The sequence below is a fragment of the Limisphaera sp. VF-2 genome, assembly GCF_049537125.1.
Lineage (GTDB): Bacteria > Verrucomicrobiota > Verrucomicrobiia > Limisphaerales > Limisphaeraceae > Limisphaera.
In genome coordinates this window covers 33,839-49,173 of record NZ_JBMVQY010000001.1, presented here as the reverse complement: position 1 = coordinate 49,173, position 15,335 = coordinate 33,839, and the positions used below count along the sequence as shown (strand labels likewise).

General features: G+C 65.7%; 4 protein-coding genes. All 4 read right to left on the bottom strand.

Going from position 1 to position 15,335, the window contains the following annotated elements:
* Window positions 1-1,043 precede the first annotated feature (1,043 nt).
* Entirely contained in the window at window positions 1,044-9,152 is an 8,109-nt protein-coding gene (locus ACPDIT_RS00145; protein WP_423440465.1) for a hypothetical protein, read from the bottom strand.
* Between the two features lie 65 nt (window positions 9,153-9,217).
* Window positions 9,218-10,888, bottom strand: a complete 1,671-nt coding sequence (locus ACPDIT_RS00140; protein ID WP_423440463.1) for a tail fiber domain-containing protein — start codon at window positions 10,886-10,888, stop codon at window positions 9,218-9,220.
* Between the two features lie 63 nt (window positions 10,889-10,951).
* Window positions 10,952-12,625, bottom strand: coding sequence for a hypothetical protein (locus ACPDIT_RS00135; RefSeq protein ID WP_423440461.1), 1,674 nt, complete (start codon window positions 12,623-12,625; stop codon window positions 10,952-10,954).
* Between the two features lie 236 nt (window positions 12,626-12,861).
* Complete coding sequence (locus tag ACPDIT_RS00130; RefSeq protein ID WP_423440459.1) at window positions 12,862-14,616, bottom strand: Kelch repeat-containing protein; 1,755 nt, start codon at window positions 14,614-14,616, stop codon at window positions 12,862-12,864.
* Window positions 14,617-15,335 lie beyond the last annotated feature (719 nt).

Below are 15,335 nucleotides of genomic sequence, written 5' to 3'. Positions count from 1 at the left end.
GCTTCACATCGCGCACGGTGCGGATGAAGCGATCGAGACCCTCCTCGGGATCATGCAACAATGTACGTCCCGGGATGACCAGCTTCCATCGGCTGTTCCACACCGAGCGGCCGATGAGGCGGCGGTTGGTGTACTGGGATTGGAGCAGACGACCGTCGGTGCCGTAGAGATCGGGCGGGAACAGGCTCGCCGAGGGCACCGGTCGGAAGGCCTGGTGCTTGCGGACCGCAAACAGCGGCTCGGTCAGCGAGTCGGCAGACTGCCAGAAGGGGAAGCTGGAAAAGTCCGACCCGCCGATGTTGAAGGGCAGCGGCACCGCCACGTCGTCCACGGTCCAGGTACGCACGACGCTCTGGTCGCCCAAGGGCGGGCTGCGCATCGAATCCACGCCCACGGGGATGAGATACACATAGGGCGTGGCGGCGAGGGCGTTCGGATCGAGGAACGTGAGGTTCGGGTCGCCGGGCGGGGTGCCGCCGGAGTAGGTAACCGCGCCCTGGTTGACGGCCGGGGCGTCCATGCCGACGTAACCCTCCAGGGCGACGCCCACGGCGTGGATCTTGGTGGCAAAGGAGCTGGGACTGTACGCATGATCGCCGCCGGCCAGGGGCAGCCCGAACAGGTTGAGTCCGTCGGCGATGGTGGTGCCGAACTCGATCACAATGCCGGGTGCCGTAAGGCCGTTGCCGGGATCGATCTGCAGACAGTAACGGCGCACGTCGGGATCCTCGAGCAGGTGTGCCATGCGCCGGCTGGAGAGGTAATCGCGCCAGACTTCGTCGCCCTCGACTCCGGGCAGGATACGGAGCAGTTCCCGACGAACCGAGACCGTCGTGCCATAGGCGTCCGGGTTGTTGAAGCCGAGCCGGCCCTTGAGCACCTGCCAATCGGCGAACATCTCGGCCAGGATGCTCGAGAGGCCGGGATCGCCGGTGTTGCTGCCGGCGAACTGCGGTTGACCCTCCCGGACCACCCCGAGGGCGCGGGATTGCACGGCACGGGCCAGGAAGCGGCGGCCCTGGTCGGTGTGGAGCAGGCCGGTTTCATAGTCGAAGGCCTGGGCGGCCATGAAGGTGTATTGAGCGGCCAGGTCGTAGAGCGCCTTGTAACGCTCGAGTTTTTCGTTGCGGAAGATGCGGAAGGCGGCGTCGCGGGTGCGGAAGCCCTGAATGACGGCCGCGGCCCGCTGGCGGAAGATACGGCGCTCCTCCTGGATGCGGTCGCCCTCGGCCAGCAGGGCGCGGTATTTCCGCTGGGCATCGTCCAGCTCCTGCAAGCGGGTTGAGTTCGGGCAGGAGGTTCTGCACGCCGTAGACCTTGTCGCGCAGCTCGCTGGTGGCGTCGCGCAATGCCTGGTTCCACTCCTCTCGCTGGATTTGGTCGAACTCGGTCCAGCGTTTGGTGGTCTGGTTGGCAACCTCGAGGACCTTGATGGCCGCAAACGTGCCCACTTTCTTCCATTCGGTGACCGATTTGAACGTCACTCCGGATGCTTCGATCGCGGCCCGGGCCGGGGCGGTCAAGTCGCCCCCGGCGGCCAGGCCGGCAATGAAGACGGTGGGGAGCGATTTGGCAGCGGTCTGGGAAATAAAACTGATCTGATCCGAAGTTACGTCGAGGATCTTATCCACGATCTCGACGGCGGTTTTGACCGCCTCCAGCGTTTGCTCGGCTCCGAGCAAGAACGCCTGCCAGTCGCGAATTTTTTCATGCGACTCTTTCTTGCGCTCGAAAGCGGCGAGCGCCCAGTCCAGGTCCCCCTTGGCGGCGTCCACCTTGTAGAGGGCCAGATAGGCGGCGTTGCGGGCCTTGATGATGTCGGAAATGGCCTGCTGGATACGGCCGGGCGAGGCGCGTCGGCCTGTCCAATGGGCCGGTTTGCCGAAGAATCCATGCGCCGGGAGGTTGAACTCGACATAGTGATTGGTGTTGTAACCAGATGCCCATGGGTTGGGATCCAGTCCCCGATCAATGCCGTCGACCCGGGCCTTGGTGATGAAGGTGAAGTCGGAGATGCCGTTGGTCTCCAACCAGTTCGGGGTGAACGTTTGGATGTCAATGCGCCAGGAGGCGTCAGCGGCCGGGTCGAGCAACGGTGTGCTCAGCTCCACCAAGTCAACGTACATGTAATGCATCAAATCCGGGCCGTTGTAGCCACTGGGGTACGTCTTCCCCGGACCAATGTCATCCGGATAGGGCGTGCCGTAGAGCTCGATCAATTGATGAGTGTAGGCGAGTTCCTGCCGGTTAACCAGGGTGCGGAACTCGGCCAGGGAATCCTCCTCAGAACGCATGAGTCGGGTAACATCCTTGGCGTCATCGAACGCGGCCAGGGCGTTTTGCAGCGCGGCCAGCGCACGGGCATAGATCTGTTCGAAATGGGTCTGGGGTTCCGCCCCCACCACGAGGGTGGGGTTGATGTCGAAGGGTACGGCGGTTTCCGGCAACCCCAGCGGGTTCAGGCCTGCCTCCGCATTGTCGAGGGTGGTTTGGAGACTGCCCGCGATGGCCGGCAGTTCAAGTAACTCGACCACCGTGGTGCGATCCACCTGCTGAATCCCGCCTTCGTGGGTGGGATCGGGATCGCGATCCGGCAGGATGGCGTTGCCCACCACCCAATGCAGGTAGGCGCCCTGGCCGGTGCGGGTGGCCCAGTGGTCCACACCCCAATCGCGCTGGGTGGGTAGTGTGCGGCGGTTATTAACTTTGGATTCGCTCAGGTGACTCCAGCCGATGCCGCGGCCGTGCCTGTAATCCCGGCGCCAGGTCAGGTCGGTGATCTGCTTGCCGGTGCGGGCCACGGCAGCCGCGGCGGCAGCGAATTTGCGCTCGTCCTGGTAATCCACCGACACGGGCTGGCCGAGGACCAGCACCGCCTCGATGCGCGGCACCCAATCGAAGTCGGTGTTCATCAGCAGGCCGTAGTAGCCCTTTAGGGCGGTGAGGTAGTGGCCATAGGCGTCGCCATGGCCCTGAGGATAGAGCCGGCGGGCATCATCGGCGTCCACCCGGCCGTTTTCGTCGAGGTCCAGGATGTTGTAGTTGAGGGCGTAGATGACCTCGCCGGCGTCGATGCCGCGGGTGTAATTCCAGTAGAGCCGGTTGTACACCGGACGGATCTCGACCCCGGGCATCAGGAAATCGTCGCGCCCCCGCAGCAGCGCCAGTTCCTCTTCGAGCAGGGACGGCACCTGTCCCCGGAAGGCGAACAGGGCGGTGGCGATCTCCCCGTAGGTGCGGTCCTTGGTGCCGATGCCGATGGTGGGATTGGCGGCATCGGCCCAGGCTTCGTTGCCCAGCATCATGTACAGGTCGTTCAGGTAGCCGGCGGCCAGGAGCAGGGCGTCGTTGGCCGGGCCGTAGTTGATGCCGGCGTCGATGCTCAGCATTTTGCCGCGCCGGAGCACGGTTTCGTAGATTTCGATCAGGCCGAATTGATTGAGCGAGTCGAGGTTGAGGGCCACGTCGCCTTCCCAGCGCGGGCCGGCCTGCTGGATGATGCTGACGTCGGTGCTGACCCGGCTGCTGAAGAGGTCGGCCACGCGCTGGTTGAAGGGATTGATTCCGGCCAGGACACGCTTGATCCAGCCCTCGGCCAGCATCGGGCGGGTCCAAGTGGACCAGGCCAGATTGCGGTCGGGGTTGCCCGGATCGGGCCGGAACGAGGCGTGGTCCGGGTTTTTGGCCTGATACCGCATGATCAGGTAATTGTCGCTCAGGGCGCGCACATCGGCCTGACCGCCGAGCAGGGCCCGTGTGCCGTCCGGAAAGCGGGAGGCGTCCAACGGCAACCAACCGGCGTCCGTGACATCCACGACTTCGCTGGCCTCGAGGCGCACATTGAAGATGAGGCGGGCATCCGGTGAGGCGCTGGAGAACAGTTCGACCGCGAGGGTGTGCCGGACCAGGCCGCCCGGCTGCGGCGTGCCGCCGGCCAGGACGCCGCTGTCGAGCCGGTAGGCGCGGCTCAGCGGCTGGAACATCTCGGGAGGCGAGGAGCGCGGCGTGTCGGCGTCGCCGAGGTTGGCTTCCACCAAGCGCTGGCCGTCCAGATACACCCGCGCCCCGAGGGCGTCGTCGAGGTCCAGGCTCAGCCACAGCTCGCCGTAGTTGGCGTCGGCCGGGACCTCAAACTGGCGGAACACGATGCTCTGGGGCTGGCCGTTGACCACCTGCTCGTAGGCCTCGATGGGGAGAAAGTCCGCCGGCACGGGCGGTTGCTCGGCCTCCGGCTCGAGCACCAGTTGAGCCTGCGTGCTCAGGCCGTGGACGGTGACGTTGAGCTCCTGGCCGTTGGCATCACGCAGGACCAGGCGGTTGCCGGGCACCAGACCGGGGGAGGCTGGCGGGGAGTCCAATACGAACAGCCCGCCCAAGGGCGAGCGCGAGGCCGCGGCGAACGGCACGCGCTGGCGCGGCACCACGGTGGTGCCCACGTCGGCGACGACGCGATTGGCGGGCGCCGCGCTGACGGTAGCAGCCCGATCGGAGGCCAACGTGAAGGGCAGATGTTGCCACGCGCCGTCGCCCAACAGGAGGGCATAGGTGTTCTGGAAAACCGCCGGAGGCAGGCCGTCCACGGGGGCGGCGATCTTCCACTCGAAGTTGTAATCCTCGGCGCGGCCGGCCAGGTCCACCACCTGTTGGAGAGTGAGGATTTCGCTCAGGGGGTTCGAGGAGGCTACCACTTTGAGCTCGCCCCGGTAGAGCGTGTCCACCACGCGTAGGATGTGCACGCTAACCGGTTCGGCCTCGGGGGTGAAGGCCAGGCCGTTGCCGGCGATGAGGGTGACGTAGCCCGTGCCCGGACCCACGGCGGTGAGGGCATACGAGTCCACCGCCTGGTCGTCGTCCGTGATGCGGGTCAGGTCCGCCGGGCCAAACCGCGTGGCGTCGCGCGGGTAATAGGTACCCGGGCGGGCGGGGTTTTCCACGTACAGCGAGAGGTCGGTGGCCAGGCCGTCAACGGCGGCCTCCCAAGCCTGCCGGGCCGGGTCATCCGGGAGGCAAAGCGCCTTGAGCCGGTCGCGGTCATTGGCGCCGAGCACGTTCAACAGCAGGTAATCGTCGCCGGCGGGTTCGTCCCGAAATTCGCCGGCGAAGACCAACGCACCAAACTCCCCGCGGTTGGGGTCCAGGAAGAACCGCTCACTCAGGTGCGGCGGCAGGTTGGGGAAGTAGATGCGGCCGCGGTAGGTGGTGGTGTGGACCGAGTCCGGGATTTTGCCCAGTCGCCCGACGCCCTCCGGCGGCCCCAGATCGAACACCTTTTCCCGCGTCGGATCATGCAGGACCACCGATTCGGCGGAGTCGCTCCGCACGACCTGGGATTGCTGATAGACCACTTCGAGGCTGGTCTGGCCACGAATGGCCGGCAGCCCACGCTTGGGTAACGTGAGGCTCTCGGCCATTTGTAGCACGGGCGTGTTGGCCGGCCAGACGGGGGAATAATGGACGAGCAACGCGTTGTCGTCGCCGGTTTGAGGGTTCAACCGGTTCCCGTACACAGGGTCGCCGGCATAAGTACCGTCGTCGTTACGCGGGCGCAGGTAAGGCGTGATGGTGCCCACGGGCGGCTGGTTTTCCAGCGGCAAGGTGGGGAAGAAGAAGCCGGGCAGGGTCTTGTAGTAAAACTGCATGGCCATGGTGGGACGGTCGCCCGTGTCGTGCGGGCCGCGGTACACCCAGATGTTGCCCTTACGGTCCTGGAGCGTGAAGGAGGCGTACTGCGCGCGCAGGCTGGGATTGCTGACGCGCCTCGGCAACGGCTCGAAGCCCAGCCTCCGGCCGTCGAACCGACCGTCAGTGATCAAATTGTCCGGTACGGCCAGTATCCGCGCCGCTTCACCAGCCTCGTAGTCTTCCAAACCGGCAAATTCCAGTTCCAAGTAGGTCGCGCCGGATTCGGTGCCGGTGCCCATGAGCTCGACCTTCCAGCTCTGCCGGGACACGGGATCCACGGCTAGCGCGATGGTACCATTCGTCAGTCCGGAGTCCGTTGCGACGCCAAACCGACGCCGGGCAAACTCGGTGGCCGGCGTGCCGGTCCACTCGCTCAAGGCGATCGGGTTCTGTGCCAGCACCACTCCTTCCAACTTCCGAGTGGTGTAGTCCACGCCGGTGACTAGGAAGCGGTGGGCGGGGAGGCCGAGATTGGCCGGGTCTTGCAGGTACAAGGTGCGGGTCTTGCCGATGCCGTGAGGGGTCTCGGTGGTCAGGGTCACCCGGTCATAGCCGGCCGACTCGTCCACTGCCGTGCTGGTGACCTGCCAAGAGCGGATTTCGCGGTTCAGGCTGCGCGGGGGCTGACCGATGATCTTGGGCGCCAGGGGCAGGCCCAGCAGCGGCAACGGCATGGGGGGTTGGAGGACGGTGCCCGCCTCGACCACGTAATCGAACACGTCGCCCGTTTCGGGCCGTTCGCGGCGGACCTTGAAGACGGTCATGGCGGGCCGGCCGTCAGCGGCCACATAATCGAGCAGCACGTAGGGTTCGGAGGTGTAGTCGGGCCCGGAGGTGATGTTCAGGTCGTCGCGCAGGGCCCAGGCCTGGCCGCCCTGCATCAGGGCGTGTTCTTCGTTGGGGTTGAAGCCCGGCAGGCGGCGGTCGTTCTGGACGTAGATTTGCGCCCTGGCTTCCAGGCTGCTTAGCGGCCCGCTGCCGTCGTTGCTGGCCAGCACAATTTCCGGGGCGTTCAGCGGCCAGCCGATTGTGTAGCGCCCGAGGACCGATGGCCAGTAAACGGCCTTGAAGCCTTGGGCCATTTGCGGCTGGGAGAGGGCGTTGACGCGGAACCACCAGACCTCCAGCCGATCGTTGCCCGGGGCGGCGTTGACCGGAATGATGGCGCCGAGGTTGGCACTTTCGAAGCCGGCCACGAAGGGGTCGCGGTAGGCGCCGGGGTGGAAAGCGTTGCCGTGGCTTTGCTGGATGTAACCGGCCCAGTAATCCCCCTCGGCGCCCCGTTCCCCGGCCGGGGCGAGGATGCGCTGGCCGACGGCGACGCTTTGTTCGATCACGCGCGGCGCAGTTTGGGCCAGGGGCAGGGCATCCGGGAACCGCCAAGTGTTGGTCCCCCAGATCGAGCTGGGCTTGCCTGTGGCGGGGTCGGTGACGGTGAGACCCGTCGCGAAAGAGCCGGCCAGCAGGTTCGGTTGTTTCACCACGGTCTCCAGCCACGAGAGCACCCGCTCGAAGCGGACCTGTTCCCCCGAGCGGAAGCGCAGCAGAGTGCGGTGAACGGGGTACGCATCAGTGAGCCAGGTGTAGAAGGCGAAGGTCTCGGTGAGTTTGGCGCGCGGCTGGTCCAGCGGGTCCTGGTAGTCAATGATCGGCGCATTTTCCGCCGGCAGCGGTACGGCCGTGGCCCGCGCCTCGGCCTCGGAATTCACGCGCGGGCGGAGGTAATGGCTGTACTTGAGGATGTCTACGGGCCAGACCTGCCGGTACCGGACAAAGCGGAACGGCCAGCGCAAACCCTCGATCCCGGTCTCCAGCCAGTGGACCTGCACGTCGTTGCGGTTGAGGGTTTCCCGGGTGGCGAAGACCAAGGGCCGCGGGGCATCCGAGAGGAAATGTTGGTACACGAAGTCCTGACTGCCGGCGACCAGGTCCGGGTAGAGGGCCGAATCGTCCTGCTGTTCCTCCAACGGATAGGCGGTCAGGACTTCGCCCAGTTCTGTGGTCACGTCGGCCGGCTGGGGTTCGCGGATCACGTCCACGATTTCGTAGCCCAAGGGACGGCGGGTGCGGCCGCCCGGCTCGGCCTCGCCCAGTAGCTCGACAAAGACGCGGCCCTCCACGTTGTAGGCGAGGATCTCGCGGCGGGAGCTTTCGTACCAGAGGGTGCGGGACTCCTCGAGTTGGGCGTTGGGATTCTCCACAATGGGGGTCTGCCCAAGGGCACGGTAGGGGGTGTCCACCCGGCGGGGGAAGTTGTTGTTGTAAACGACGTTCAGCACGGACACCCGGCCGGCGGGTACGGCCACCGGTTTGCCAGTGGGCCGGAAGACGCCTTCGGTCCAGTAAATCTTGCGCGGTGGCTTGAACGGGCTGCCTGAGACCACGTAGCGGGCGCGGTACAGGGTGTAATAGTTGCCCGCGTCCACCCAGTACCGCGAAGGATTGGCGTCGTAGTCAGCCGGTTTGCTGCTTTGGGGCTGGGCCTTGCGCCAGACCACGTCCACCGGCCCGGGCTGGATGGCGTAAGCCGTGCGGGCGTGGGGGCTCCAGTAGTAGCTGACCGTGGTGCGGGCCAGCAGGCCGGCGAAGGCGTCCTCGAGCAGCAGGCGATTGAGCCGGGCCGGCCGGGCATCGGAGGTGCCGGCGGGGTCGAGAATCTGGGTCTCGAGCGAGAGGGTCACGTTGGAGAAGCGCTCGAGGGCGTAAATCGAGGGGCCGGCAATGAGCGTGTTGAGGTCGGTCAGGAGCTTGCCGGGAAGGTTGGGATCCCCGGGACTGCTCAACAAGCTGCGGGTCTCAGCGGCAAGCTGGTCCTTGACGAAGGCGGCCAAGGGGTCGGCCGCCGCGTTCAGCCGATTCGCCAGTCCGGCCAGGTCCAGGATTTCATGGGGTTCAAGGCGGCTGGGCCGGTGTGGTTCCGGCACCCAATACTCCTGGGGCAGTGTGCCGGGGGGCAACGGATTGCCCTCCACGTCCACCAACGGCGGCGGGATGGGGGCGCCGAACAGGAAGCTGATATTGCGGCTCAGCCACGGCGCCCCGACCAGGGCCCGGGTCATAACCACGACAATCTGCCCGCCGTTTTCACCGCGGGGCAGGTCCAGGTTGGCGCTGCCGGCGTTGGCGGCGTAGCTGAGACCGGGGTTGAGTTGGGTGTTCCGCGGCGCGGCCAGGGCACCGAAGGTGATGCGGCCTTGAAACTGCCGCGGTGTGGCGGGCAGCTCGGTCAGGCCGTCGGCCCGCTGCTGCTCGGCGGTGGGGGCGCGGCCGTTGGAGCCGGGCGGGTCGCCGGGGGTGCTGGAAATGGGCACGCCGCCCACGGACTGGAGGTTGTAATCCGTTCGGTCTTGCCGCACCTCGAAGGGCGGGACCGGAACGGGGTTGCGGACCTGGGCCAGGAGCGGCCCGCTCCCCAGCAGGCTCGCCAGGCCAAGGCCCCCCAACCAGAGGAACCGGGCGAAGGATTTCATGGGACCGAGGGAGGGTGGTTGACCGGTTTCAGGACCCCGCGCGGCGCTCGGTGGCGGCCGGCGTTTCAGTTCCCGGCGGTTTCGGATGCAGCGGTTTGGGCCGCGGTTTGCGGCTGTGCGGCTCCCGAATTCTGGGCCATTTGCCGGAGCAGTTGCTCGAGGGAGGCGAGACGGGTTTTCAAGGCCTCGAGCTCGGCGCGCTGGGCGGCGATGACCGCTACTTGGGTCTGGTACTCGGCCTTCAGCTCGGCCAACTCGTGGGCTTGAGCCTTGGCGTTCTCGTTCAGGTAGAGACAGATTTTTTCGTAGTTGATGCCGTCCGGACGGCCTTCGCGGTCATAGTCCACCAGCCGCGTCAGCCCCAGTGCATGGAAGTCTTCAGCGATATAGCCGATTTCCCATCGGTCAGGATCGCCGGGCCGCGTGTAGGTCATGGGTTGGGCCTTGAGCAGCAGGGCAAAGTCGTCCCGGAGGGGCGTGATGTTCTCCTTGAACCGCCGGGAAGAATTATCGTAGCCGAGGCGGCCAGTGGCGTCGTTCCACTGTACGTTTCGATAATCGCCGAAGGGCATGCTGCTCACCCAAATGCCGCCCGCCAACGATAGATTGCCGGCCGAATCAATGCTGGCCCGTGTTGTCCAAGTCCCCGTCTGGTTGAAATCGGCCCCCCCACCCGACGTGGTGCCGATGACCAGTGCATCCCCACCGCCCGGGTCGTCGCCGATGTTAATACGGAGTTGGGATTGATTCTCAGCAACGTTGTACCGGGCGATCCACAGTGGGTCCGAGTTGTCGTTGTTCCAAGTGGGGGAAACGTCTGGTCCACCTGAGAATACTACAGCCCTGCCGTAGCCGGCGCCGGTCGTGGGAGCGTTGCCGAGGCTGCCCATCCACAGGTTTCCGTAGATCTGGTTGTCGAAGATGAAAATGTTCGCTTGGTCGCGGCGGGCGAGATTCGCCCCCAGCCGCGCATCCGCGAGGGTGCCGCTGGTGATCTTGGCGGCGTCCAGCCCCGGAATCCGGTCGGGATGCAAGGTGCCGGTGGTGATCTTGGAGGTATCCAGCCCTGGAATGCGCGCCACGTTCAGAGTGCCGCTGGTGATCTTCGAGGCATCCAAATCCGTCAGCCCGGCCCCGTTGCCGGAGAACTGGTTCGCGGTGAGGCTGCCGGCCACCACCAGGTTGTCGCCGGTGCCGGCGGCCACCAGCGGCTGGCCGTTGTTGTTGACCAGCGCGTTGGCGTGCCGCGCCAAATAGGCGTAGGGCGCCGGCAGGAGCCGCAGCCGGGGCAGAATCTCGGTGGGCGCCCCGCTGATGGTCACGGTAATGCCCAGGTAGCGGTCCGAAGCATCCACCCCGCCAAAGACCTGGGACAGCGGCGGCCGGCTCTCACCGGGGACCTCGGTGCCTTCGCCCAGCAGCACGCTGAAGTTGCCCTTGTCAATGGTCACGATCTGCTGCTCGGACCAGAGCCGGTTACCGCCGGTGGCCTGGTCATAAATACGGAAGATCACCGGGTAGTTGGCCGGGTTGTTGGACGCCAGCGGCACGCCGTTGGCGTCCACCAAGAAGCCCTGGTAGGTCATCAGATCGGGCGGCCGGGCATCCGCCGCTCGGGCGGACGGCACCAAGCTTACGAAGAAGGAGGCGCTGGCGACCAGCGCCGCCAACCGAAGAAAGGACCAGGACGGTCGCCCGTCAAAGGGGCGGGCCGGTGCGACGGATCGGATGTTCATGTTCATGTTCATGGGCTTTGGGGTTGGGAGTTTGAGAGAGGGATTTGGATTAAAAGCGGAAATTCACTGGGTGAGGGTTTCCAGGTCACTGATCCGGGTCAGTTCAAACCGGCCGCGGACCTCGAAGGTGCGGCTTTCCGGTTGGGGCCGACCCGGTTTGGTGCGGCCGGTCAGCGTGATGCGTTCGAGGTATTCACCGACAATCGTGTCGTGGCCCCGCGTCAGGCTGTCGAAGTCGTCAGCAGGAGCCCGGGGCGTCAGCGTGATTTCGCGGCGAATATCGTAGGACTCTTCCCCCCGCGGAACGCGCTGATCGAAGGTGGCGTTGAGGTTGTCATGGTCGGGGTGATAGAGGTGAAGAAATGGATTGGCACTGTCTTCATGAGTCACGGTCACGACGACCTGTACGTTCGTCCCGGCACGGAGTGCACCGACGCCCGGCCAGGGCACGTTGCTGGCCGACCACGGAAGATGGACCGCGCTGATCCGGCGCGCGTGGGCGAGTTGGGCCGGGTCCAGCAACTCCTCCCGAGTGGTCAGGCCCACCTGCCCGTCGGGTTTCGGTCCGACAAACACGCGCTGCAGGAGCTTCGCATTGCCGCCGTCGGCCCCCATGTGGACGATGAGGCGCAACGGATAAGGCCGACCCACGGTTCCAAGGTCCTCGTTGATGCCTTCGATGACATAGCGACCGTCTTGTTGCATAAGGGGCTTGCCATCGGGTCCGCGGCGGTACTGGGTGAGATAGTGCCTCACATGAGTTACCGCGGCCGCACCCACCCAGAGTCCGGCCCGCGAGCCCACGCTGGCACTCACCGGCAGCTCCCACCGGGCCAGCGAACGGTGATCGGTGAGCACCAGGACCGCGGCGTAGAGCGTCCCCGGGGTCCCGGTCATGGCGGTTCGATTGACTCCCAGAACGATTTCGACTTCCGAGCCCGGCTGCCCGGCTGGTCTCAAGGTCCACGATCGGGGCGATGCGAGATTGGTGTGGGCGAACGTCAGATCCACCGGGTTCCGGGTTCCGCGCAAGAGGAGCGGGGGGACGGCCGCGATCGAGGGCTGCCCGGCCGGTGCGGGTTCGGACGGCTGAAGGCTCAGCGTGACCTGGAGATCTTCAGGGGTGAGGTTTCTCACCCGCAGGCTGGCTGCACTACGGTCGGTCCCGAATTCCAACGAGGTGGACGGGGGCAACTGGACTGCGAAGGGCCCGAAGTAGCGGTTGTACAGCTCCCCGGCGCGCATCCAGAAGGCCTCGCCGCGCCGCACGCGCGTCGTATTCAGCGCGAACACGGGCGCGGGATTGGCCGGTCCCAGAGGCCCGCCCACATACCGAAACAACTCGAGTTGATTGAGCAGTTCCGGCGCCGGGCGCAGAAAGGCTTCAAATGTGGGCGGACTGTCCGCAGGAGTCGCGAAGCCCAGGAAATTCAACCCGGTGGTCGTCCATGTGTACCTGGGCACGACCGGTTTGCCTTTGATCCCCCAGCGAAAGGTGGGAGTGTCGGAGCGCACCCGGACCAGATAAGCCCGATTCCCTTCGAGTCGTTTCAGCACCGCATCGGGTCCCTGGCCCCGCACCCAGCTGCTCCAGGGGGACCCGGTATCTGCCGGAAGGGCGGGGGTTTGGGTAAAACGCGAGACCGGCACCTCGGGTTGCCATTGCCAAATCTCCTCGATGGGTTGGTAGGCCGGATCGGCCATCAGGTCGTCCAAGATCTGATGGGAAGCGTCCACGTGAAGGAAGACAGCGTTCCAGCCTGCGACGAGGTCAAAGGACTGAGTTACCCATTGGGCGGAAGCCTGCCAAGGCCACAGGATCAGCAAACCGAGAGAAAGACCGGTCGCCAAACGAGACGCGCGGGAACAGCGCCGTGGCCGCTGCGTTGACGGTGAAGTGCAGACCCGTTGGGGCGGCCCTGCCCTGAGGGCGTTCCGAGGATTCCAGTGGGGGTCCATGGGAAGGGGTGGGATCAGTTTTTGACGTAAAGGTACCAACCCGTCCGCGGGTTGAGTCGATACAAGGCCGCAAGCGTGGTGGTCCCGAGGCGTCCACCGAAATGGAGGACTTCGCTGCCCGTCCAGACGGCGGTGGCCTGACTGCGCCCCGGGGGATTGCCCGCCGTGGACAATGGCCGCCAGGCGCTCGCCCCAAGCGTGTAAGCGTAAGGCGGCGGTGAGGTGCCATCGGCCGCCACGCCGCCCAAAATCAGCATGTCTCGGCCCGTCCAAACCGCGTTGTGCAGATGCCGGGCAGGAGGGGCCTGGTTGGTGGACAGGGGCTGCCAAAGGCCGGTGCCGGGATCATAACGGGCCCCGTCGTTCAACGGGCCGGAGGGGCCCATGCCCCCCCAGATGAGCAGGAGTTGGCCGGTCCAAACCGCGGAATGCCCCGTGCGGGCGCTTGGGGCATTACTCTGGGCCAAGGGTTCCCACGCCACGGGCTGGCCCTGAGCGTCGAACCGCAAGCGGGCACCGTCGTTCAACCGACCGCCCGGGCCCTGACCGCCCCAGACGATCAAACTATCCCCGGTCCACACCCCGGTGGCGCCAAATCGCTCCGTGGGGGCCCCGTGGGTTGGCAGGGCACTCCATTGGTCGAGGCTCGGATCGTACAAAGCGCCGTCGCGGAGCAGGCCATCGAAATTGCGGCCGCCCCAGACCAGCATCTGCCGGCCGGTCCAGATGCAGACGTGGCCTTCACGCCCCGAAGGCGCGTTGTTGGTACTGAGTGTTTGCCAGACGGCGGTGCCGGCAGCGAGTCGCCCGCCGGTATTCCAATACTGGCCCTGGCCCGTGCCGCCCCAAACGATCATGGATTGGCCGGTCCAGACCGCGCTGTGGCCTGTGCGAGCCGAGGGCGCGCCGACGCTTGGCAATGCGCTCCAGGTGTCGGCATCCGGTCGATAGATGGCCCCGCTGGCGGTGGTCAGACTCGGGTCCGGCAGGGTTCCTCCCCATACCCACATCTCCGTGCCCGTCCAAACGGCTGTATGGCCGAAGCGGGGCAGGGGTTCGTCGATTGTCGATCCGGCGATCCATCCCGGTGCGGGAAGCTCGCCCGCCGGCGCGAATCCCCTGGCCAGCAAGGTGGGATCGTTCGCTTGCGCGGACAGTACCGGCACGCCCGGTGGGAGACCCTCTTGGAAACTCGCCGCCAGCGATTCGTGACGATTGGAGAGGGCATGCAACTCTGCGACAAGGGCGACGAGTTGCTGTTGGACAGGCTCCAATACCGCGGGTGCCAACTTGGCGGGGCTGATGCTTCCATCGGGGACGTTGCCGGCCATGCTGGCAAAGGGCGCGGCAGGAATGCGCAGGTCCGGTTCCAGTCGTTCGAATCCGTGCACCCCATCGTCGAACCAGATCCGGAGATAGAGGTCCGCGCTCCCGAACGGAACGCCGTCCAAAGGAGCCATGCCGGGCAGGGTCGGATCGCCAAGCTGTACAACATACAACCCTCGTTGGACGGGGATCGAAACGGCCGCGTCCGGTTCTCCATCCCCGTTGTGGTCGGGCGCGTTGCGCCAGAACACCTCACGGCCCGTGCCACTGACGAGGGCGAACTTGAACTGCCCCTGCCCGTTAAAGTAAGCGCCGCCGACAGCGATTCGACCCTGGTGGGGCAGAAGCGGCGAAGTTTGTGCCCAGAGAGAGACGACAAAGCCCCCTGCGGCCCAGAGAAAAGGCCCAATCCTGCGGCCTGATCTGATGCCATGGGAGGGCATTAGACAAGGCGGAGACTAACAGCATTTTTTGCCCTGTCAATGGCAATTTATGAAAACGTTGAGGAAAAATGAAAATCGTAGCCGCGGGGTCCTGTCCGCTCGAGGGGGCCCTCCGGCCTATACCGACGCGCGGCTCTGGTTTGATCTGCGTCTGCCTATCTCTGGAGCTTGCCAGAACGGGCCGGGCCTACAGTGTCCGCGGCCGGCACCTGCCGCGGCCAGCTTTTCGGATCCGCCACCTCGCTGATTCTTGGGTGCCCTACGGTCTGCGGTTTGGGGTGAGTCTGGTATTGCCCGATTTCGCCGGATCCCTGACTGGCCCAATTGGGTCGCTGGGAGCCACCCGTGGTGGGCACAGCTGCCGATAACGTTTGAGCTTGCGCGGACACCCAGTCGGAGATCCCCCGGCGTGCACGCGGACGATGCGCGTCGAATGCGGCTCGCGGGCGAGATTGGCACCGGAATGTGGCGCGAAACGCCCCGGCGGTTTCGAATGCGCGGGAACTCGGGCCGGTGAGGGATGGCAGACTCTGCGCACGCCGAGGGGGCCTGTCGTCCAGTTGCTCGACCGGGAGAGCCGAACCATGGAAAATGCTCGCCCTGCCTGCTTGCGTTGGCGATGGAAGCCCCGGGTTCACAAACGGAACGGAAGCTTGCGCCCGCAACCTGCTCACCGGCCAGCCCCGGCCGGATCGAACGACAAGCAGTGCACATTTTTC